The 21,249-nt window shown below is 48.0% G+C and carries 15 protein-coding genes; 8 read left to right on the top strand and 7 right to left on the bottom strand.

Annotated features, from left to right (window positions below; genetic code table 11):
* The first annotated feature begins 91 nt into the window (after window positions 1–91).
* The 5 genes from CWB99_RS13910 (at window position 92) to CWB99_RS13890 (ending at window position 6,478) form a co-directional block, all read left to right on the top strand.
* Window positions 92–1,063, top strand: a complete 972-nt coding sequence (locus CWB99_RS13910) for a transposase (RefSeq protein ID WP_138551691.1) — start codon at window positions 92–94, stop codon at window positions 1,061–1,063.
* Between the two features lie 897 nt (window positions 1,064–1,960).
* Window positions 1,961–2,137: a CRISPR-associated endonuclease Cas2 gene (locus CWB99_RS13905; RefSeq protein ID WP_138551690.1), complete on the top strand. Its 177-nt coding sequence runs from the start codon at window positions 1,961–1,963 to the stop codon at window positions 2,135–2,137.
* A gap of 326 nt (window positions 2,138–2,463) precedes the next feature.
* The gene (locus tag CWB99_RS24605; RefSeq protein WP_249331906.1) at window positions 2,464–2,721 is read left to right on the top strand and encodes a GNAT family N-acetyltransferase; all 258 of its coding nucleotides are present in this window, start codon (window positions 2,464–2,466) and stop codon (window positions 2,719–2,721) included.
* A 114-nt stretch (window positions 2,722–2,835) separates the two neighbouring features.
* A complete protein-coding gene (locus CWB99_RS13895; protein WP_138551689.1) occupies window positions 2,836–5,250 on the top strand; it encodes a hybrid sensor histidine kinase/response regulator in 2,415 nt (804 codons plus the stop codon).
* Window positions 5,243–6,478, top strand: a complete 1,236-nt coding sequence (locus tag CWB99_RS13890; protein WP_138551688.1) for a hybrid sensor histidine kinase/response regulator — start codon at window positions 5,243–5,245, stop codon at window positions 6,476–6,478. Before CWB99_RS13895 ends, CWB99_RS13890 begins: the two co-directional genes overlap by 8 nt.
* A gap of 261 nt (window positions 6,479–6,739) precedes the next feature.
* Here CWB99_RS13890 and CWB99_RS13880 read toward each other — a convergent pair whose 3' ends face one another.
* The 5 genes from CWB99_RS13880 to CWB99_RS13860 form a co-directional block, all read right to left on the bottom strand.
* The gene (locus CWB99_RS13880) at window positions 6,740–9,001 is read right to left on the bottom strand and encodes an ATP-binding protein (RefSeq protein ID WP_138551687.1); all 2,262 of its coding nucleotides are present in this window, start codon (window positions 8,999–9,001) and stop codon (window positions 6,740–6,742) included.
* Window positions 9,002–9,249: 248 nt separating this feature from the next.
* Window positions 9,250–10,524, bottom strand: a complete 1,275-nt coding sequence (locus CWB99_RS13875; protein ID WP_283235365.1) for a hemolysin family protein — start codon at window positions 10,522–10,524, stop codon at window positions 9,250–9,252.
* Between the two features lie 101 nt (window positions 10,525–10,625).
* Window positions 10,626–11,390: an AraC family transcriptional regulator gene (locus CWB99_RS13870; RefSeq protein ID WP_171045341.1), complete on the bottom strand. Its 765-nt coding sequence runs from the start codon at window positions 11,388–11,390 to the stop codon at window positions 10,626–10,628.
* Window positions 11,353–11,796 (bottom strand): carboxymuconolactone decarboxylase family protein, encoded by a 444-nt coding sequence (locus tag CWB99_RS13865; protein ID WP_138551684.1) that lies wholly within the window; start codon window positions 11,794–11,796, stop codon window positions 11,353–11,355. The genes CWB99_RS13870 and CWB99_RS13865 overlap by 38 nt, the downstream gene beginning before the upstream one ends.
* A gap of 97 nt (window positions 11,797–11,893) precedes the next feature.
* Window positions 11,894–12,967, bottom strand: coding sequence for an SGNH/GDSL hydrolase family protein (locus CWB99_RS13860; RefSeq protein ID WP_138551683.1), 1,074 nt, complete (start codon window positions 12,965–12,967; stop codon window positions 11,894–11,896).
* Window positions 12,968–13,205: 238 nt separating this feature from the next.
* Here CWB99_RS13860 and CWB99_RS13855 point away from each other — a divergent pair, with 238 nt between their 5' ends.
* From CWB99_RS13855 to CWB99_RS13845, 3 genes are all read left to right on the top strand, one after another.
* Complete coding sequence (locus CWB99_RS13855; protein ID WP_138551682.1) at window positions 13,206–13,775, top strand: hypothetical protein; 570 nt, start codon at window positions 13,206–13,208, stop codon at window positions 13,773–13,775.
* Window positions 13,776–13,862: 87 nt separating this feature from the next.
* The gene (locus CWB99_RS13850; RefSeq protein ID WP_138551681.1) at window positions 13,863–14,057 is read left to right on the top strand and encodes a hypothetical protein; all 195 of its coding nucleotides are present in this window, start codon (window positions 13,863–13,865) and stop codon (window positions 14,055–14,057) included.
* 244 nt (window positions 14,058–14,301) lie between these two features.
* A complete protein-coding gene (locus CWB99_RS13845) occupies window positions 14,302–15,900 on the top strand; it encodes a formylglycine-generating enzyme family protein (protein WP_138551680.1) in 1,599 nt (532 codons plus the stop codon).
* A gap of 46 nt (window positions 15,901–15,946) precedes the next feature.
* On the opposite strand, the gene CWB99_RS13840 is transcribed toward CWB99_RS13845, so the two are convergent.
* Both CWB99_RS13840 and CWB99_RS13835 read right to left on the bottom strand, forming a co-directional pair.
* Window positions 15,947–17,773, bottom strand: a complete 1,827-nt coding sequence (locus tag CWB99_RS13840; RefSeq protein WP_138551679.1) for a winged helix-turn-helix domain-containing protein — start codon at window positions 17,771–17,773, stop codon at window positions 15,947–15,949.
* A gap of 136 nt (window positions 17,774–17,909) precedes the next feature.
* Window positions 17,910–21,248 carry a carboxypeptidase-like regulatory domain-containing protein gene (locus tag CWB99_RS13835; protein ID WP_138551678.1) on the bottom strand — a complete coding sequence of 1,113 codons (3,339 nt, stop codon included), beginning with the start codon at window positions 21,246–21,248 and terminating at the stop codon, window positions 17,910–17,912.
* Window position 21,249 lies beyond the last annotated feature (1 nt).

Below are 21,249 nucleotides of genomic sequence, written 5' to 3'. Positions count from 1 at the left end.
AGCGTCCATCTCAATCACCCAGCCCAAAACTTGTGCGCCAAACCTCCACCGTCTACGCTTGTAATCAGCTCCAAGGATAAGGACGAACAAGATGCCAACCGCACGGAAGAATCAAATCAGCTTGGTGGACACCAAGTACTATCACTGCATATCTCGCTGCGTAAGACGAGCCTTTCTGTGCGGTGAAGACAAATTAACCGGTAAATCTTATGAGCATCGCCGCGAATGGGTAGAGGAAAAACTCCTAGCGCTAGCCATGGTGTTCTGTATAGATATCTGTGCCTATGCCGTGATGAGTAATCACACTCATATTGTGTTATATGTTGATGATAAGAAAGCTAGTCGCTTGTCAGATAAGGCCATAGTTATCCGTTGGCACAAACTATTTAAAGGAAACTGGCTGACGCAAAAATTCATTGACGGGAATGAGTTAACTCCATCCGAGCTTATTATGCTCAGTAGCATCGTCGATATGTACAGAGAAAGGCTGGCGAGCGTCAGCTGGTTTATGCGCGTACTCAACGAAGACATTGCACGTCGGGCAAACAAAGAAGATGGCTGCACAGGCCGGTTCTGGGAAGGCAGGTTTAAATCTCAGGCACTCCTTGATGAAGCCGCACTGGCTGCATGTATGGCCTATGTTGACCTGAATCCTATCCGAGCCAAAATCGCCTGCACCCCGGAAACGTCAGATTTCACAAGTATCAAAAAACGCATTGAACATGCCCAACACGGCAAACAACCTAAAAACCTTCTGCGCTTTGCGGGTAATCCAAGACAGAATATGCCTAAAGGACTGCCCTTTGAGCTCAAATACTACATTGAATTAGTTGAACTTACAGGCAGATGCTTACGCGCAGACAAGCGCGGTCATATCATTGATGAACAACCTATTCTTTCACGATTACAGATAGAGCCCGAAAACTGGCTAAAACTCACCACTAGGTTTACCAAAGTATTCCACGGTGCTGTCGGCCGACAGCAGGCCATGACCGAATACTGTTCACACCTTCAAAAGCAGCGACGCCCAAACCTGACTAACTGCGAGCGCTTGTTGGGATAGAACCCCTTATCTCAACCATTTAAAATACAACTGCAACACTGGCAGAGCTCTATCGTGGGCGATCGCCTGCAATTGAGCGCAATACGGCGTTACTTGAGCGGTAGCCAGCCGGAATGTAGCTTAGCTCTGATATTCCTTACTTCATTTTTTGAAAAATGTTCAACCCGATTAGGCAAAGCTCGGCGCCAGAGCTTTGCTGGCTTTACGATTGGGTGTCCATGCTTTTTGTTTTTGTACGACGAGGCCTCGATCCGCTATAGTACTGGTGACCCCGACTTTAGAGGCTGAGAGCCGCCCGGAAAAAGCACCGCTTTTTCAGACTCGAAGGTGAGGCCCTGGACGGCCGAACTGGTTGGCGCTTCATGGATGAATCAACGATACCACTGTTGAAATGATTGGCTAAGTGACCCCGACTTTAGAGGGGATTGAGACGTACCGTAAACTTCAAACGTGTTAACAGAGAAGTACCGGTAGCTCCGACTTTAGAGGGGATTGAGACCCCGTTTTCTGTTGCTTTTTACTTAATTTTTTCATTGTACCGGAAGCCCCGACTTTAGAGGGGATTGAGACACTCTTGGGTTTCTCCCATATGCTTGCATATTACGTACCGGAAGCCCCGACTTTAGATGCTGAGAGCCGCCCGGAAAAAGCATCGCTTTTTCAGGCTCGATGAGTGAAAATCATGCGTTTTAAAAAGCACCGCTTTTTGCGTGATTTGAACACTGGAGGCAGGACGCCGTAAGCCAGTTTTGGTATTTTGCAGGGAAAGCAAAATAGTAAAACAGGCCCTGGACGGCCGATTCTGGCGAACGCACCGCTTAGCGCTTCATGGATGAATCAACGATGCCGTTGTTGAAATGATTGGCTAAGTGACCCCCGACTTTAGAGGGGTATTCTGTGTTCGAAATTGATACCACATCCAAACAACTCATTAAACTGCAGCGACAGCTGAAAGAGCTGCTTAAACCCAACGACAAAGCACACCTCTTCCCGTTATGCGGAAAATGCATGGGTAACCGAAAAGCAGATGGTGCCGGTCAGGTCACCTGGCCTGAGCGATTTTATTACTACTAGTTTGCGTAGTATGCGCAACTGCCTATTAAATCGCCCGTTCAAATCGCCGCACTAAGCATTATTTTCACGCAACTCGCCCACAGAAATCGCGCCAGCTACTTGCGTTCAGACCTCGCACTTTTTTATGAAACCAGCCTAAAACTCCATTTCCAATCAATATGCTATGTAAAGGTGTATTTTCACACTCCCAGAGACATATCTTTTGATTTATACAAATTAAATCAATATGTTACGACCCATCACCAAAGTCAAAATCGTACTTTGTCAGTAGCTTAGATAGCATATCATTGAATTTTATACCTTTTACTAGTTTAAGAAGGGTTAAAATGTCAGTAAGTCAGCTGTTTCGGGAACAGCCGACAGGACATCGACATTTTTACCCCCTCCAGCCCTTGTACGACGCGGCCTCGATCCGCTGTAGGGTTTTACGATTGGGTGTCCATGCTTTTCTGCATGCTTTTCTGTCGCTACCATCGGTGGGGGCTTATCAAAAGTATGGTTTTGAGCTGGCCGGAGAGGTTGCCGAGTCTGGTGGCCTGGTTTATCAGCCCATGGAAGCCACACTGCCCCAGCCGCTTTTATAACCCTCCAAACGCTTGCATTCCGGGTACCGCTGCCCTGATAAATGCGCCAATCAGTGGTCGTTTTTATTGATCATTCACTACACTGTAAGTTCGGTACGTGAATTGAGATGTAATATGTTTGACGATGACACGCTCCTGTTTGGCTCTGATGATGAACCTGAAGAGTTACCCAGCCTGCCCCCCTGGAAAATCCTGTTGGTTGATGATGAAGAAGACATCCATCAAATTTCACGGCTGGTACTTGAGCAGATGGAACTGGATGGCCGCGGCGTGACCTTTTTGAATGCCTACAGCGGTACTCAGGCACAGCAGATATTGGCTGAACATGACGACATTGCACTGATTTTACTCGACGTGGTGATGGAAACCGCAGAGGCCGGACTGGACTTTGCAAAATATGTTCGTGAGCAAGCTCAGAATCACAAAGTTCGCATCATATTGCGCACCGGCCAGCCAGGTATGGCGCCAGAATCTGACATTACCCGGGAATACGATGTTAACGACTACAAAACCAAAACGGAGCTTACCAGCAGTAAATTAAAAGCGTCGGTGCTGGTTGCACTGCGTACCTACCAGCACCTGGACAAAACCCAGCAAGTTCAGTCCGGACTGGACAAAATCATCACCTGTACCAATGCCCTTTTGAGCGACTCTGAGCTGGTTGAATTTGAACTTAGGGTGTTTCAGACCCTCACCGAAACTTTGCCACTGAGCCAGCAATTTGAACCTGCCCCAATGAGTGTATTTATTGTTGAGCTGGATCGCACCAAAGAAAGCTTTGAGCAGATCCTGCCTCAGGAAGACATTGCGCTGGCCATGCCAGAGCCAATCCGGCAGCAATTTATGGTGCAATACAGTGCTCAAGAGAGCGCCCATTCAGAGCGCAGTGCCATTTTGGACAATTACGCCCTGCTATTTTTGGGTGATAAAGCCGATGGTACGCCCATCTTTGCGATAGCCTGTTACACCAACCTGATAGAAGAGCAAGAAGCGCAACTACTGCTGAATTTGGGCCATAATCTGGGCATTGCCTGGCGTAACACCCAGCTTCAGGAAAGGCTCAGTAACAATAATATTGAGCTTGAGGGGTTGGTCGAAGAACGCACGGCTGAATTGCAATCGGCAAGAGAGCGCGCAGAGCAAGCCAATCTGGCAAAAAGCATGTTTTTATCGAACATGAGCCACGAGATCCGTACCCCGCTCAATGCGGTGCTTGGCTTTGCCCAATTACTCGAACGAACCAATGATTTAAGCACCAGCCACAAAGGCACCATGAACAAAATTATCCGCGCAGGCAATCATCTGCTGGACATCATTAACGACGTGCTGGATATTTCAAAAATAGAAGCGGGTTCAAGTAAGCTCAACCCCGTTGATTTTGAACTGAATGCTCTGCTTGAAGACCTGGGGAGTATGTTCAAGCTCAAGTGCGAGCAAAAGCAGCTTACCTGGCAACTAGACAACACGCTTAATGCACCGACAGGGGTTCATGGCGACCAGGGTAAACTGCGCCAGGTGCTGATCAATTTGCTTGGTAATGCCGTAAAGTTTACTGACCAGGGGACCATTAAACTGAGCTACACCCAGCCAGAGCCTGGGTTACACCACTTTGAGGTGCAAGACACCGGACCGGGGATCGTACCGGAAGATCTGCAAAACCTCTTTACTAGCTTTACGCAAGGCAGTGCCGGTGTTGAAAAAGGCGGCACTGGTCTGGGTCTGTGTATTTCGTCCAAGCAAGTGGAAATGATGGGCGGTAAGCTGGATGTACAATCTGAACCCGGCAAAGGCAGTTGTTTTTCATTTACTTTGCCACTGCAACAGGCACAGGTGGCTACCACCAGCGCTCAGAAACGCAGTTTGCAGCAGTTAAGTGTTCGTGCCGACAAACAATTGAGCGCCTTATGTGTAGACGATGTTGCCTATAATCGGGAGATACTTGGCCAGACACTGGCTGCCTGTGGTATTGACGTAGATTACGCTGAGGATGGCAAACAAGCCATTGAACTCATTCAGCAAAAGAACTTTGATATTGTGTTTTTGGATCTGCTCATGCCGGTTATGCGCGGCGATGAAGCCGTGGTTATCATTCGAAAGGACCTTGGTTTATCTGAGCTAAAATGCGTGGCTATTTCGGCATTCAGCTTACACCATGAGGTACAACATTACCTCAGTATTGGCTTTGACCAGTTTATTGGTAAGCCCTACACAATCGAGCAAATCTTCGACTCCCTGCTGTCGTTCTTCCCTGACCACTTTGAAAGTACAGAACTGGCCGAGTCAGCAAACTCGGATAATGAGTCGTCAAATGAGATCCTGCCTGCTAATTTTTCGCTACCCGCGGAACAACGCGCGCAATTGATCCAATATGCTCAGGTCAACAACAGCTCGCGCATCAAACAAACCCTAAAAGAAATTGAGTCACAGCAGCCAAATAACAGGCAGCTTGCGCAATACTTGGCTAAATTTATAAGTAGGTTTGATATGTCAGGCTTTATTGCGGCGCTCGACGAGGTGCAAGATGGATGATGATCCGGTTTCACTGAACATTTGCAGAATTTTGATTGTTGATGACAAGGCTGAAAACCTTGAACTGCTGACCAACTTTTTGGAACCCGAGGGGTACGAGGTCGCATTTGCCACTTCAGGCAAAGAAGCAATTAATATTGCCACCATTTTCCTTCCCCACTTAATCTTACTCGACGTCATGATGCCCGGCATAGACGGGTTTGAAACCTGCCGCCGGCTAAAGTCACTGGATAAAGTGAAAGAGATCCCGGTTATCTTTGTCACCGGCAAAAGCGAATTAAGTGACATCGTTGAAGCCTTTAGCGTCGGCGCGGTCGATTACGTCACAAAACCCATTCGCCAGGAAGAGTTGCTGGCCCGCGTATCTACCCACCTGCAAATACAGGCACTGATCAATTTACGCGACGAGCTTATTTCCACGCTCAGAGATAAGACGCTGGAGCTGGAAAAACTCTCAAAGCTCAAAGAGCAACAACTGGAGACCTCACAACATTTCAGCCATATTGGTGAGCTGGTTGGAGAGCTCACCCATGAGCTGGGTACGCCTTTAAGCGTGGTGCGTACCGCAGTGTCACATCTGAATGAAAAACAGCAAGAACTTGGCCAGCAACTACAAAAGCAAACCCTGGCAAAGCAAGACCTGCAAGCCTTTATTGATAACACCGCCCAAAGCTGCGAGATAGTGCTATCCAGCATGGACAATGTGATGCACCTGATAGACAGCTTTAAGAACATAGTGGTGGGCGAGTTCAGTGGTACTATTTCGCAGTGCAACTTGCACGACTACCTGCACAATATTCAATACGTCCTGACGCCCAAGTTAAAACGTACTCCCCACACAGTTTCTATTAACTGCCCGCAAACACTCCATATTGTGTCGGATACCGGAGCCTTATCTCAGGTGTTGATCAACCTGATCAATAACGCACTGATCCACGCATTTGAAGAACAAACCGCAGGTACTGTAGATATTCATGTAGAGCATCTGGATGGCAATGTCGCCCTGAGCATAAAAGACAATGGTAAAGGGATTGAATGTGAACAGACCAGCAAGGTGTTTGATAAATACTACACAACCCGGGTAGGCACAGGCGGCAGTGGGCTGGGTTTGTATATAGTGAAAAAGCTAGTCGAAACTCGCTTGAAAGGCAGTATTGCGTTATCCAGTGAGCCCGGAGAAGGCACAGTATTTCATATTGTACTGCCTCAGGAGTTGAAAACTAACTAATGCCAGACAGTTATCTACTTATAGTCTGCCAAGCCTTTGAGATGTCGGTGTGCCTAACCCCCAGATAGTATTATACTGCCAGGGAGGTTTTCGCAATTGTGTGGTCCAGAGAAAGTGCGTTACCCTTCATCTAACATATTGAAATTTGAGGTCTTTGACTTGTTTGGTGCAAAATGGGAGCAACGGCAAATTGAAAAACGCCTGGGTAGAAAGCTCTGAATAGAGACAAACAGAGTTCTTTCGCCGCTGAGCGCCAGACGGCTACTGTGTTTGGCCTGCGGCTTTGTCCACCAGCATTTTGAGCATCTCAGCTTGCAGGACATCGGCCTGAATGGGTTTACTGACATAACCACTCATACCGCAGGCCAGACACGTTTTGCGCTCCCCCTGCATGGCATTGGCAGTCAGCGCGATAATGGGCAGGTCACGACAAGCCTCCAGCTCCGGGCTGCTGCGGATATGCCGGGTTGCTTCATAGCCATCCATTACGGGCATCTGGCAGTCCATCAACACTAAATCCGGTAAGGCATGCTCTGGCATGGCTTTGAGCATATCCACAGCTTGTTTTCCGGACTCCGCCAGTTGTACTTCTACCTCCCAACTTGCCAGCATTTTACTGGCAACCACCTGGTTGATTGGGTTATCTTCTGCAAGCAACACACGTACGCCACGTAAGGGCGACTCCGGCGCAACCGGCTCGGGTAGTTTAGAACCAGAATTACCTGAAAACATCTGGACCAGATCTTTGGCGGTAACCGGTGGATACACGACCGTTATCTGATGCTGAGCAAATACCGGTTCGTGCTGTATATCACATTGCATATTGCAAATAGCGAGAATTTTTCGACTCCCCGATAAGACCCTGAGCGCTTCCAGCTGTTTCTCCTGATACGCAGGTTCAGTCATATCCAAAATCAACACATCGTGGCTGATATCGCCAGCAAGGGGTAACATCAACACCTGTGCCTGACAACCCAACACCTCAAGCTGTCGACAGACAATTTGTGTCAATCCGGGCTGCTGTGACAACACCGCAGCACGTGCCCCTTGTGGTGCAATATCCCTCCCCCACAACCCGCCTTTTTGCGCCTCAACCTCAAAATGAAAACGAAAATGGGCGCCGGGCTCGGTACTATCAACCAGCTCAATATCTCCGTTCATCAACTTGCAAAGTTGCTTAACAATAGCAAGCCCCAATCCGGTACCACCATATTTACGGGTTGTCGACGCATCGCATTGACTGAAAGAACTAAACAGTTTGTGCCTGACTTCGGGTTTAATGCCAATGCCAGAATCAATGACATCGCACTGCAACGTAGTGACCGACCTTTGGGTGGCTGACAATTCCACCTCGTCACACTTCAAAATCAGGTTCAGCGTACCTGTGTCAGTAAATTTAACAGCATTACTTAGCAGGTTGGTCAGGATTTGCCGCGCCCTAACCGGGTCCAGGCGAACAAAGCGATGTTTCAGAGCGTGGCAATCTACCAGCAAAGTGAGCTGCTTTTGATCCAGCGTAATCGCAAACGACTTCACCACTGAATCAACCAACTCATAGAGATCAACAGACTCGACATTAATCTCCAGTTTGCCCGATTCTATTTTAGAGAAGTCCAGAATATCGTTGATCACGCCCAATAACGAATGGGCGCTGGCGTCAGCCAGTTTGGCGTATTGTTTCTGCTGTGCATCCAGGTCGTGACTGAGCAATAAGTTCAGACACCCAATGACACCATTGATTGGTGTGCGGATCTCATGACTCATATTGGCCAAAAATTCAGACTTCATTTTGGAGTGCTGCTCTGCACGTTGCTTTGCCTGCTGCAGTGCCTGATTCGACTCTATCAATTGATGCTGAATTTCACGGTTTTTGGCATTGCGATATTCCCCGGTCATGATCGCAAACGCAAAATTAAATACCAGTTGACTCATAAACAAGGAAATCACAAATAATTGCGCTTTCAATGTCTGATCTTGCTGAAGGCTACTGGTTGCGGGGTCTGACAAAACATCAAACGCTTTACCCAGGGCAAACAGGGTGACAAACCCTAGGCTCAGGCTGATCAGTACAAATGACACCGAATAGCGAGGCCGACCGAAACGATACAGACAAGCCCAGATCCACCCTGATGTGATGGTGAGCGTGAGCATACCTAAGATCAGCCGTGACGCATAATTTGAAACGACGTAAGTGAAAATACAGTGAATGAGCAAAAATGCCCCGTAATAGCAGGCAATCTGGCGCAGCGGTACAACTTGTTCGCAGGCATGGTAACAGCCAATGAGCACCAAAATCAGGGCAGCCTGACCAAACAAATTGGGTAACAGATAACGAACACTCAGTGGCAGCTCGTTTTGCACCCCAAACAGGATCATGCAAAGTGCCAGGCAGATTGGCGACAACGCCCAGTATAGCGTGGCTTTTACATCGCGGTTGGCCAGCCACAAAAACACTAAGGCCAGCGCGGAGGCAACCACCCCTGCACCTGCCATAAGCAATAAAGAAGGCGTAGATAATTGCACTAGCTGCTCGATAGGGAGCCAGTATAAATGTGCAGCTCCCCTAAAATTAACGGTTATTCAAAACTCTAGAAGACAGATGCAGGCTTGTAAAGTGAGTGAAAGTGCCCGACTGAAATACTGTCTGGCACTTTGATTTGAAACACTGATTTGAAACACAATGCACTACGCTACCTTTCCACGTTTCGGCGTACAGTTGACTTGAAGGTGCCAATCGCGGGTGCCAATCGCGGATGCCAATCATGGCAGGTTTAGCTACGGCTCACTTCAATCTGCTTGATGGCCAGGCCCTGTATCTCTGTCACTTTAAAGGTAAAGCCCTCAATTTCTATTGTTTCGCCCTGATGCGGAAAATGTCGGCAATGATGGATCAGATACCCCGCCAGCGTCTCTATTGCGTCAACGGGCATAAACTCATGCTCAACCACCGACAGCTGGAAATCTTTCATCGACATGTCACCTTGCACCAGCCAGCGTGACGCATCTTTTTGTCGAAACTGGGCTTCTATCGCTTCGCTGTCTTTGAGCGCAATAAAGTTGAGTATGCTGGACAATGTCACCATACCCACCACAGTCGCAAACTCGTTGATCACCACCGCGGTATTGCATGGATGAGCCTTGAGCGCATTAAGGGCGTCTGACAAGCTTAAGGTATCGAGCAAGATAACCGGCCGTAAGAACTCCTCCTGTTGCGCATCCAACAGTGGCCGTCCTGCTAACAGGTTACCTAATAACTGCTTAGCCTCTACAGCGGCAATCACCTGATCTAAGCTGCCATCACACAATAAGTACTGCTGAAAGCTGCGGTTTTGCACTTGCCTGGCCAGCACTTTTTCATCGTCATGGATATTGAGCCATTCGACGGCATCACGATTGATCATCGCCTGAGTAATACTGGTCTGGTCCAGGTCCAGTACATTGCCGATAATATTGTGCTCATGCGCCCCCAACTCTCCCTGCTCGGCACTTTGATCAACCACCGCAAACAAGTCATCCCGGGTGATCAGTTCATCGCGCTGATTGGGCAATTTAAATGCGCGAATAATCACATCCGCCATCAGGTTAAATAGCCAAATCACAGGTTTAAACAGCCAAACGCTTGCCAGCATCAGGCTGATAAAGCGCATTGCAATAGATTCGGGGATCACCATGGCAACCCGCTTAGGCAGTAGATCGGCAAACAACACAAACATGGCCGTGATCAGCAAAAAAGACAGCACCGTTGAAACCTGCAACAAAACCGTATGGTATTGCGCCACATCAGCAACAAGCAGACCCAAAATGACTTGCGATGCCTGATAGATGTAGGGCGTAAATACCGACTCGCCAATCATACCGGCAACAATGGCCAGGGCATTCAGTACCACCTGAACAGCCGCAAAAAACTGGTGTGCGTTGGCCTGTAAATACATCACTTTTTTGGCGCGGAGATCGCCCAGATCCAGCCGGCTTTGTAGTTTTACTTTACGCGCAGCAGCCAGAGATATTTCGCATAAAGCAAACATAGCGCTCATTATTATGAGCAAAAAAACCCATATAAGGTCCAATTACACACCTGACGGTTAAACGGAATTCGAGCGCGATATATACGCCCAATCGGCGTTGCTGGCAATAAAAAAATCGCTATCTACACAAATAATTGGCGGGCATATTTACCCGGGGTGATGCGCAGAATGTCCTTAAACTCCCGGGTAAGGTGCGCCTGATCAGAAAACCCGCAAGCCAATGCTAATTGTGCCAGATTTGTCATAGGGTTATCTCTGAGTTTTTGCTGCGCATTGCGGATCCGATAAATACGAGCAAGATATTTGGGAGTCAGCTCTGACTGTTCTTTTACCTGACGCTCAAGCTGGCGCATACAAAGGGGTACAGCACGATAAGCGTCTTCAAGCGGATTTAATTGCATCAGCTGATTAATCAGCTGATAAGTGTATTGCAGGTCACAACTCAAGTTCGGCGCTGAGGCAGCAAAAGTGTCCAGCCACTGCTGCAGAGTATACAGTGCCGGCGCTTGTTTGAGCTGCTCAGCCAGCGCACATAATCCGGATGCCGATAACACTGGATGAACCGCTTCCTGAAGTGCCTTGAATCTCGCTGGGAATAAGCGGATCCCAGCAAATTCGGCTCCGGCGCTGTAACTGAGTTCTGCAGATTGTTTTGAAGGGGCCTGAATATGAAAAGGCGCAGATATTTTATGCTCATCCAGTGTCAACTCACCTTTGAGCAAAAATAAAACGCCCTGAGCACCATCGCAGGGTAACCAGCGAGTACCCGCCTGCGTAGCACGTGCAAACCACACGGCCTGCACGTATCGCCCTGTTTCGCCATCCGGTTGATGGCGCTGTAAAATTAGCTCACTGTTCATCTGGGTCAGGTTTAAACATTTTGACAACTCGGTTCCAGGCATTAATAGCATTGATGGCAACCGTCAGAGTAACCAGGGCATCATCACTGAACACGTCTGACAATTGTGCATACAGAGTATCCTCAATGGGTTGGAGGTTTGTCAATTGCTCGCATAAAGTGAGTGCCAGCCGCTCCTGCGTCGTAAAGCCCGACATATCTCGCCAGGCGTTTAGTGCGATGATCCGTTTGGCGCATTCTCCCTGCTCCATCGCCTGGCGGCTATGCATGGCAATACAGTAGCCGCACTGGTTTAGCTGAGACGCTCTGAGTTTAACCAGCTCCCACAGTTTTGTATCCAAGTGACGCGTTACTTCCTCATTCAGTAATTGTTCCTGAACAAACAGGTGTTGCATCAGTTTAGGGGCACATTGTAAATAGTTGGCTCTTTTCATGGTCTTTTCCTGTTGTGTCTTCCATGGCAGTCAGATTACCTACCAGCATCACAACAGGATTGAAGAAAAACGACTTTATCGTCAGAGCATCTGGCAATCAGAGCAGATCGTGTTGTTTGATAAATTCGACCAATCCGGATGCGATATCCTTATGTTCCTGTGCCGTGGGGTGCCAGATACAGCCTTCCAGAGGAGAAACAAAGGTATTGGCATACACATGCTCAACCCCTTGGCTGGCCAACTGTTTCAATGCTGTGTTCGTCGCGGGGATGATAAAATCGTAGGGGTAAGCGGGTCGGGGCATAACCACTATGGCCACTTCCGGATAACGACTGCGCAAAGAGTGAACAAACTCGACCATGGCTTCTTCCCACGCAGCTTTTACCTCTTCGATGGTTTGCCATGGCTCATGGGGTTGAGGATCGGTACTAAAATCATTGGTGCCAAACTCAAGCACAATTAACTCGGGGTACTTTTCCTGATAGGGCAATTCATCGCCAAACACCGCAGATATTTTATCTACATAATCGACCAGCGTGTGGTGAGACTGGTTGCCATTCCAGTTACGGATTAAGCCTAAACCGGAATACGAAACCTGGGTAAAGGAGCTATTTAATTGCTGGGCAGCCAGATAAGGGAAAGCCAGTCGGGCGTTGCTGGTATCGTTGATCTCCTGCCAGGTGCACTGCCTTTTGGTTGATTCGCTGCCAAAGCCGGCACTGATCGAGTCGCCTATAAAAAGAATATGTGGTTGTACTTCCCAGGTACCTTCGAGCCGGCCATCCACCTCAAAATTAAGGAGTTTACTGCGCGCCTCATAATGCTCCCAGCGCTTGACCACTTCAATGTGCACGCGTTTTGGCTGTGACTGCTCAAACAACACAAAGCTTTGTGCCTCTCCCGTTTGCGCCGTAGCTATTTTTTTATGTAACTTGCCGTCAACCAGAATGTCGAACTGCTCGCCGTGACCCACTAAGTTGACTGCCAGGGATTTACCCACCAGCTGAGTATGAATGGCCGTGCCTGGCCAGTTAAATTCTACACTGCCATCTTGATAGTTTTTATGAATGCGGCCTTCATAAACCAACGCATGATGGGTAGCGGGCAGAATATTGGCCAAACAACTCAGGCTAACACTCAGCCCCAGTAAAATGAATATTAAGCGAGACATAGCAAGTTCCTTTTTTGTTAAAAAAGTAAACCTAGTGTTTAAACCCTAACTCCACAAGCCGATTAAATTGAAATTTTCTAAACTCGTGAGCTTCTGGACTCAAAAAGAAAATACAGATTGCTACCACACTCAAAAACCAATACCAAATTATGACAAATTTAGTACACCCCCTCTTTTATTCCTATGCAAAAGGCAATATAGTTACCAGAAGGTAAATTTAAACGCAAAGTCAATTAACATGTTTTCAATTGCTCGGGCAACGATAATATCAGCGCTGTTACTCGGTGGCTGTAGCCAGACTTATACACCGCAATCACACTCAAATAATGTGGTCCCCAGTTGCGAGATGCCACAACTTGAACATCCCGGTTTGCAATTACTTGCTGATCAAACTGTTCCGCCGGGCATCATTCTGGATAGCGGCCAGGGTGGGCTGTGTGATGCGCAAAACTATCAGGTTGTTCAGGAGCTGGTCATTTGGCGTGCCTGGAACAGCACCTACGAAGGATCAAAACTGGGCAAGTGGTGGGCACTGGAAAAGCCAGCCGGCCCGATTTCTCTGTATCGCGCTGAATTCAATATTTGCCCCAAATACTCGCCACTGGACATGCTGGTGCGTTGTACGCTCAAAGCGGGTACTAAGGTGGTCATTGGCCCGGGTCAGAGCGCACAATGCAGCGAGTATTTTACCTATCCTCAGTCTGATACCAACCAGCTTTATCTTGCCAATGCTGAGCAGGCAACGATGAACTGCACCACTTTCTCCGGGCAGTTCTCCTGGCATGAAGCAGACATGAAGGAACAATAGGTTTACTCCCTGCGGCACCTTCGTTGCGTTGCAGGGATCCACGATGAAGCGTTCAATGCGCTTCCTAACACGACAAAGGAAATGAAAATGAAACTCTCGTTAAACAAAAAAAAGATTAAGTCACTGTCTCAAAACAGAACTTTATCAGCGCAGCAAACCCCTCAGGTCGGCGGCGCAGTGGCAACTGGATTTCCAAACTGCCCCAATACCAACTTTTGTAATTCAATCAATGCCTGCTGGACTTTCAAAGACAATCGTCCGGATTGTATTATCTGGGGCTAATTGATTGCGCCAGTGTATTCTTTCTGTCCGCCTTTTTAACTCCACATGCAACGCGTAGTGAGCAAAAAAGGCCCAGAAAAAATACTTTGCGGCGACGTTTTTTCGCCGCATCATTATTAACTAACATTATGATGTTTATACTTATATACTCTATTCAACTTCTCATTGGCTCACTATCAGAAATAAAATAGGACTCTCATCATGTTCACCGTTAGTGTCTGTGTAAACACTGAGAGGAGATCCTATGACTTTACCAATTCACGCTCTGTTACTGAGCACCGTTTCAGCCTCAGCACAGGTTACACCGATTGAACCAGCCCTCGTTCCTGTTGTTAATAAAGAGCAGCAGATAAACCTGCAGATGGGCAAATATGAGGTCACGGTTGCGGAATTTTCCCGTTTTGTTGAAGCAACTGATTATCAGGTGCCAAAAAAGTGCATGCTCTTTACCTCAACACGCTGGCCAGATCCTGATTCTCCGGGTAACTGGGATAACCCTGAATTGACTCACAACCCCCACCGCCCTGTTGTTTGCATAGGTATACCTGGTGCGATGGCGTATGCACAGTGGTTGTCTGAACAAACCGGCAAACCCTATCGGTTGCCCACTCTAAAGGAATGGCGAGTGGCCGCCTCTGCACGGACCACAAGCCGCTCTCCATTTGGTGAGGACTGGCAGCAAACACAGATCTGTAAGTATGAGAATACCGAAGATCTCGCAAACCTGGCTGGGATGCAGATTGATCATCAACACCGTTACCGGAGCAGTGCAAACTGTAACGATGGTGCGGTTTATCACACGGTCGTAGGCATGTATCGCCCCAACCCACTGGGCCTGCACGATATGATGGGCAATGTAAAAGAGCTACTGCAAAGCTGCCAGCGCTGGGATAACAAAAACCCAAAACAATGCACACACTATGATGTTGCGGGTGAAGGCTGGCACTGGCAAACGCGTGGCGTCTTCAATGCAGACACCATTGCGGCTGATTTTTATGGCAGTATTGAGGGATTTCGTTTAGTGCTTGAACAACCAGCCGAAGGAAGTGAGAGACCATTCAATGACGTGTTTGCCAGGAAGCTTGCTGATGCACAGCGCCAACAACGACTTGCACACCAACAACTCAGGCAGCTTCCACCCGCCCCGGCAGGCGTGCGCGCTGTTCGCAATCAAAACAATCAGGTCACTATTAGCTGGCAGGAACTTGCTGATCAATCTACCCGGTACTCAGTGTTCCGAAGTTACGTCGACCCGAATGGCCAGCTCAGTCGAAAACAAACACAGGTAGCCAAAGACCTGAGTCTGGGTCAGTTTACAGATCAGCTGCCCGGAGCAGGACAAGCAAGCTACAGGGTTGCAGCGACGACAAGCCCTGGCCAGGGGCCTTTCAGTGTGCAGGTAGAAACCGGACATCATACCACCTTTGAGCCTGGACAGCGCATTGAGGCCGAACATTATGTGACGCAAGAGCACGTTTACCTGATTGACCATAAAGAGAAAAACCAACAAAGCCTGGCATTCAATGATAACCCCCATCACTACCCTACCGGTGACAAGCCTTTACTACCGGCATGGAGCAGTTACCAGTTTAAAAGCCACACACAACAAGACGTCGAACTGCAGATGCGACTCAGAGCCGATGAGGGAAGCCAAATCGAGATTTGGCAGGGACACCACCTGGTTGCCCGGGTCACAGGTATGACGCCCGATACATTGGAGATAGTCAAAGTACCAGCAAAACTGATAGCCTCCGATGCACCAATAGAAGTGCAGGCTGGCACGCAAACCTGGTTTATGGTTGACTGGTTACAGTTTAATCCCTTAGCCAGCTTGGAGCAGTAATTCGAATTCTTAAATAGACGTATCGAACAGTGCCACATTTAGGCAATTATAAAGCCGCCAGCTCTCGTTCTGAGATTTGCTGGTGGCGCAGCCAGTCAGCCCCGGTATTCGCTTTCAGATACGCCAGATAATACAGTTTCTCTTCCTGAGTGCTGGAACTAGCGCGGTAGAGCCTTAGCGCGGCTGTCTGTGCACTTTGGCCATCAAAACGCTGCTGAGCCAGTGTAAATGCACGTTTCAGCACCGTCATCATATGCGCCTCTTGCGCCTGTGCGGCATGAATCTGAGCCTTTAATAGCAATGCCCTGGGATTCTGTGACTCTGGCTGGATCAAGGCATGTGCTGCTTCGTAATCACCCTGCGCCAGTGCATACTCCACTAACAGTGCCATCGCCTCATCCTGAACCCAATAGTTTTTGCCCGTACGAGGTAGCGCCACAACCTGCTTCAGATAAGGCTCAGCATCGCTGTCGTTGCCACTAAATATGGCAAAATGGTAGAGCACGATTGCCTGATTGCTCCTGTCCAGTTCATGTGCTGTCAGAACGGACTGAGCCAGATTAAGATGATGGTACTGTTTTTCTACCTGTCCGGTTTTCTTAGCCAATATGGAATACAATATGTGCAGCTCAAATCGACGCAAGCCATCAACACCATCTGTCATGATCTCTGTTAATGCCTGATCCAATACCTGGTTCATCAATGACCAGTTACCCAGCTCATAGCTAAGCCAGGCCTGTGTCGTCACATAGCGGTGCTTTAGCGGCTCAAGCTGAGTTTCATGCAGCACCGCTGACATATCCCGTAAACTTGCCGTAGCCAGCACATGTTGGCTACGCATTTTATAAACCTTTCCCTTATGCCAGTGAGCCATTGCTACATAGGGCTTGTGCTGATGGCCATCGAACTGCTCAATCAGACGATCCAGATAGGTGATCGCCAAATCAAATTGTCCCTGCTCAATATAAAAAAGGCCAGCAGCAAGAATAAGCTCAGGGTCATCCGGTGCCTGTCGGCTCATAGAGAGTACAGCCAACTCATGTGTCGTGGCATGATTGTCTGCAAACAGTCCCAGCGATTTCAGAGCAGTCAGACGTCGGGTCAGGCTTGCTGCTAACTCACTCTCATCCAGTGCATAAACATAGCCTTCCCAGACTCTGCCTGGCCTGGCGATGCCATAATGTATAAAAACACCGCTTGATTCTGGATAAAGCTTGCCCCACATCTGCCAGTTTTTCTGGCCCTTTGACCATAACAGCTCAGGTGTTTCAAATGCTTGCTCTAAGCTTACTTCACCCGGTTCTTGCCAGACTGGCTTTAGTCCAGACATATCAATAGCCTGCGCAGCAATGTCAGAAAATGACAAAGTGCCGGCTTCTAAGTCACCCTTGTGCAAAATGGTGACTTGTGTTTCCACAGACGGACTAATGCTGTCATACAGACTCGCTGCGACATAAACAGACAAGCAAACAAGCAACACTGCCGTTACCCACAAGGGAAGCACTCTGCATCTGCCAGCAAAGTCGGCTTCAATGGGTGTCTCAGTAACATCAGTAACAGGCTTTTCTGTGACAGGACTCTCTGTAACGGGCCACTGCCATTGATACCCCAGGCGAGCGTAGGTGTGTATTGCATCGTCACCCAGTATGCTTCTGAGCTGACTAATGGTCTGAAAGATGACCTGTTCAGATACCACAGTCTCGCCCCAGACTTCATCCAGGATCTGCGTTTTGCTGACTATCTCTTTATGATGGGTCAGAAGTAAATGGAGTAATAAGGCTTGTTTAGGCTTGAGCGGCACACGATATTCTGTTTGATACAGTGCCATGCGGGTCAAATCAAATCGGTAGTCTGCAAAATAAATATCGGACATAAACCGTGTACAAAACAGTGAGTGAGTTTAACCCAACATCTTGCAACATATTGTCGACAAATGCAGCCTTGCAATTGTAACAATAAATCTAAGCAGGTTCAGGCCGGGCGCAAATGCCCGGCCTGTATTTGTGTATTTACTTCTGATTAAGGGCAGCGACGACCTGCATGATATCTCTGAGGTCTATTTCTCCATCCTCATTCAGGTCAAATCGTTGTTCAAATTGCGTGTCCCCAGAGGTGGCAGACCAACCGCTCACTATCGCTGATACATCATCAGCCGACAACTCACTGTCCCCACTAAAATCATATGGGCTAACTTCTTTTAAAACAAAAACCTGCTGCTCACTGAGTATGGTTTTATCCTTGCTGAGCATCACCACTACAGTCACAGATGTATCACCCGGCGCAGACACATCCCACAGATAACGGCCTTGTGAAAACTCTATACCCGTCGCAATTTCGGTCGTCGTTCCTTCAACCTGATAAGCAATATCTACAGTGTCAGAATCTGCAATATGAAGGCCCGACCAATTGATGCTGACCTGCTGCTCCGTACCTATGGCATTTTCGACATTGAGCAGTAAGACCGGCACTGCAACCCCAAGCTGTTTTACTTCCTGGCTTGCATCTGTCAGGTTCACCGCCTCGTCAGAGGTTTCGAACTGATAAGAGGCATGACTGTAACTCAATTTATATAAGCCCTTAGCCAAATTCGCAAAGCTGAATACCCCTTTGTCATCAGTCAACTGACGTGCAATTTCTATCTGGCTTAAGCCAACCCCATTAGTAAGTACAACCTCAACGCCGGCAATCCCCATTTCATTGCCATCATGTACCTGGCCATGCAAGGTGGCCTGGTGTGTGTCTACGTAGATGCTGTTTGGCTCAGAGGTAGAATCCTCAGCCACTGAGTACACATTGTAGTAATACTGGGTGTTTGCCGATGCACTATCGACAAACTCAGATGCCAGCCCGGTAAAAATCGTACTGCCATCGGTGATAGAGGTCGGCAGGCTGCCCACGGTTCTGGTGACAACGACTTCTTTGAGGTTACCACCTTGCGGATTTTGCCAGCTCAGCGAGACCACAGCGCCATTTACAATTGCTTTAAGCGACGACACCTGTGCCACCACAAAGCTGCTCTCCTGGGCATAAGTTGGCGCCTGCGCAACACCATTGACATTGATGTTTGCATCCGTGTTTTGTTGCCCTACGGTCAGTAATACGGTCGCGCTATCCTCATTACTCTGCGCGACCACATCTTCATAATTCAGCACCAAAACTTTGCCATTGGTCTGAGGAATGGTCACATAGACTTCTACTTCCGGATATTGAGGGTACTTTTCAACTTCAATGCTGTAAGTATCAGACAAAGGCAAAATAAACTCAGTCACCAGCTCTGAGTTTTTCAAATACGCCTGCGCCGTATCTGGCTCATCAAGAATTGGCGATAGCAACACCGCACTTTGGTCGCTCTGGCGATTTACCCCCACCAATTTGCCACCCGCGATCAGAACGGTAATGTGTTGTGGGTGCTCCAATTCAACCACACTGACTGGCGTATCTTCCTCTTCATTTAGGGTATCCTGAGACCGTTCACTGGCACCAGGCTGACCATATATACGAAGTTGATCCGTCAGGTCTGTATAGGCACCAAACTGAGCATAACTCGATGCGTTGTAGTAGTTTGTTAACTTAAAGTCCCCATGTTGGTCATAGGGTTCAGTGCCATCACCTGGCGCACCGGAGAATATAAAGTGCTTCAGAGTCAAAGAGTCAGTGAACTCCATCATGGTATATTCACCCGGGAAGTTATTGTCATGAGTGATATACAAAGACACATCGTTATACTGGATCAACCCGGCTGCCAGAATAGAATGCCCGCCGCCCCTTTTTGGACGATTGATGGTAAAGCGCAAACTGGCGATTTTATTTTCCATAAAATGGGGCGAATAAAACGCATTCATTGCCGAGATACCCGGGAATATGGTTCTCGGGTGAGAGCCTATCCATGCGTCACCTTTAAAGGCCGACTGTGATAAAAAGTAAAAGCCAATTTTGGACAAGCCATGAAATGCATCTGCGGCATCCGACTTAGCATCATAACTGCCAACGGCCTTCACATAAGGCTTGGGTGATTCCGTATTACGGTTATCCCAATGGTTCTGGAAGGTAGAAATCAGCTGTGCCCGTGTCAGCGTGGCATCAATGTTGGCTCCCCAGGCGACGCTCTCACTGGCATTGTTATAATTCGCAATAGCCGACGCAGCCATGCCATGGCATACGCCCAGAAAACGCCGGTCTAGTCTGTCAAAGCCTTGTGTATAATCTTTGAGCCGATAATAACCAATGACATCATAGGCTTTGCGTTTATTCGCCGGTGCCAGAAAGCTTGAAAATGAGCGGGCTACTTTACGCATAAAACCCAGATAAGATAATTGATCCGGTGTGCAACGATCGAACTTCCAGCATAAGAAAGAAGAAAGTGATACGTCCTTTACCTCAGTTAACATGAACTTATTCCAATCCCCGTTTTGGAAGGAAAAGCCATCCGTTGAGACATTGAATGCGGTGGTATACACATTGAGGTTATTCACATCCTCTATGGTTTTACATTCCTCCGATTTGCATACCGAGACCTGAGCACTGCTGAGATTGTAGGGTGCTTCAGCCAAAGAAAAGTCTATTCTGAAGGTCTTTTTATCAGTATTAACATTACAGTTCGCAGCCGTGACTTTTAAGTTATTGTCTTGCGCATGAAACTGATAATTACAGACATCGTCCAGTGTCGCGTCGTTGAGCGCTTCCAGATCTTTGAAATAAATAGAAAATTGATTCGCTGTTAAAGCGCCCGGAGAGAGGATCACTTTATCCAGATTAAATGTGTGATCAAATGCGGCTTCAATAAGGTTGAATGCAACGTTGTCGATGGCATACCCGGCATCTTCCTGAGCAATAATTTCAATCCGAAACGAGGCAATGTTTTCATCTCGAATTGCAAAGTGCTCAATACCAAATTGTGAGTCCAGGACTTCCCGGATCAATTGACCTTCGGGGTTAAACCACTGTAACCGCGTTGAACTCAGGTTATCAAAATACCCCGCGTCCAGCGAAAAACTATTTACCGTCGTCGGCTCACCCGTTAGGGGATCCACAAAACGCCCTTCAATGGCGCCGTTATACTGAGGTGTTCCCGATAATACAGGACTCGTTGGGTTCGCACTGTCAGTGGTAATAAACGGCGCGTCACCGCCAAATATGATCCCTCTGTCGGCATACTGATCAGTGATCGCAGTACCTGTTGGGAATTCACTAAAGGTAATAGGCGTCATCCCCACAGCCGCGGCCTGTTGGGCAGCCTGAGGTCGAGACAATGACTTGTCATAGTTCGCACCTGCCGTAGAACCTTCAGTTGCGAGAATCGGCATACTCAGTAAACCAAGTAGCGCTATAAAAAATAAGTTTTTCATCATT

The sequence above is a fragment of the Pseudoalteromonas rubra genome (assembly GCF_005887095.1).
Lineage (GTDB): Bacteria > Pseudomonadota > Gammaproteobacteria > Enterobacterales > Alteromonadaceae > Pseudoalteromonas > Pseudoalteromonas rubra_E.
The sequence above is the reverse complement of the archived record's forward strand: the minus strand, read 5'-3'. Positions and strand labels throughout refer to the sequence as shown.

Bases quoted from the DNA above. Each gene is read 5' to 3' on its own strand.
- CWB99_RS13840 (WP_138551679.1), bottom strand. From the start codon at position 17,773: ATGTCCGATATTTATTTTGCAGACTACCGATTTGATTTGACCCGCATG.
- CWB99_RS13845 (WP_138551680.1), top strand. From the start codon at position 14,302: ATGACTTTACCAATTCACGCTCTGTTACTGAGCACCGTTTCAGCCTCA.
- CWB99_RS24605 (WP_249331906.1), top strand. From the start codon at position 2,464: ATGTCAGTAAGTCAGCTGTTTCGGGAACAGCCGACAGGACATCGACAT.
- CWB99_RS13865 (WP_138551684.1), bottom strand. From the start codon at position 11,796: ATGAAAAGAGCCAACTATTTACAATGTGCCCCTAAACTGATGCAACAC.
- CWB99_RS13910 (WP_138551691.1), top strand. From the start codon at position 92: ATGCCAACCGCACGGAAGAATCAAATCAGCTTGGTGGACACCAAGTAC.
- CWB99_RS13890 (WP_138551688.1), top strand. From the start codon at position 5,243: ATGGATGATGATCCGGTTTCACTGAACATTTGCAGAATTTTGATTGTT.
- CWB99_RS13850 (WP_138551681.1), top strand. From the start codon at position 13,863: ATGAAACTCTCGTTAAACAAAAAAAAGATTAAGTCACTGTCTCAAAAC.
- CWB99_RS13835 (WP_138551678.1), bottom strand. From the start codon at position 21,248: ATGATGAAAAACTTATTTTTTATAGCGCTACTTGGTTTACTGAGTATG.
- CWB99_RS13860 (WP_138551683.1), bottom strand. From the start codon at position 12,967: ATGTCTCGCTTAATATTCATTTTACTGGGGCTGAGTGTTAGCCTGAGT.
- CWB99_RS13895 (WP_138551689.1), top strand. From the start codon at position 2,836: ATGTTTGACGATGACACGCTCCTGTTTGGCTCTGATGATGAACCTGAA.
- CWB99_RS13855 (WP_138551682.1), top strand. From the start codon at position 13,206: ATGTTTTCAATTGCTCGGGCAACGATAATATCAGCGCTGTTACTCGGT.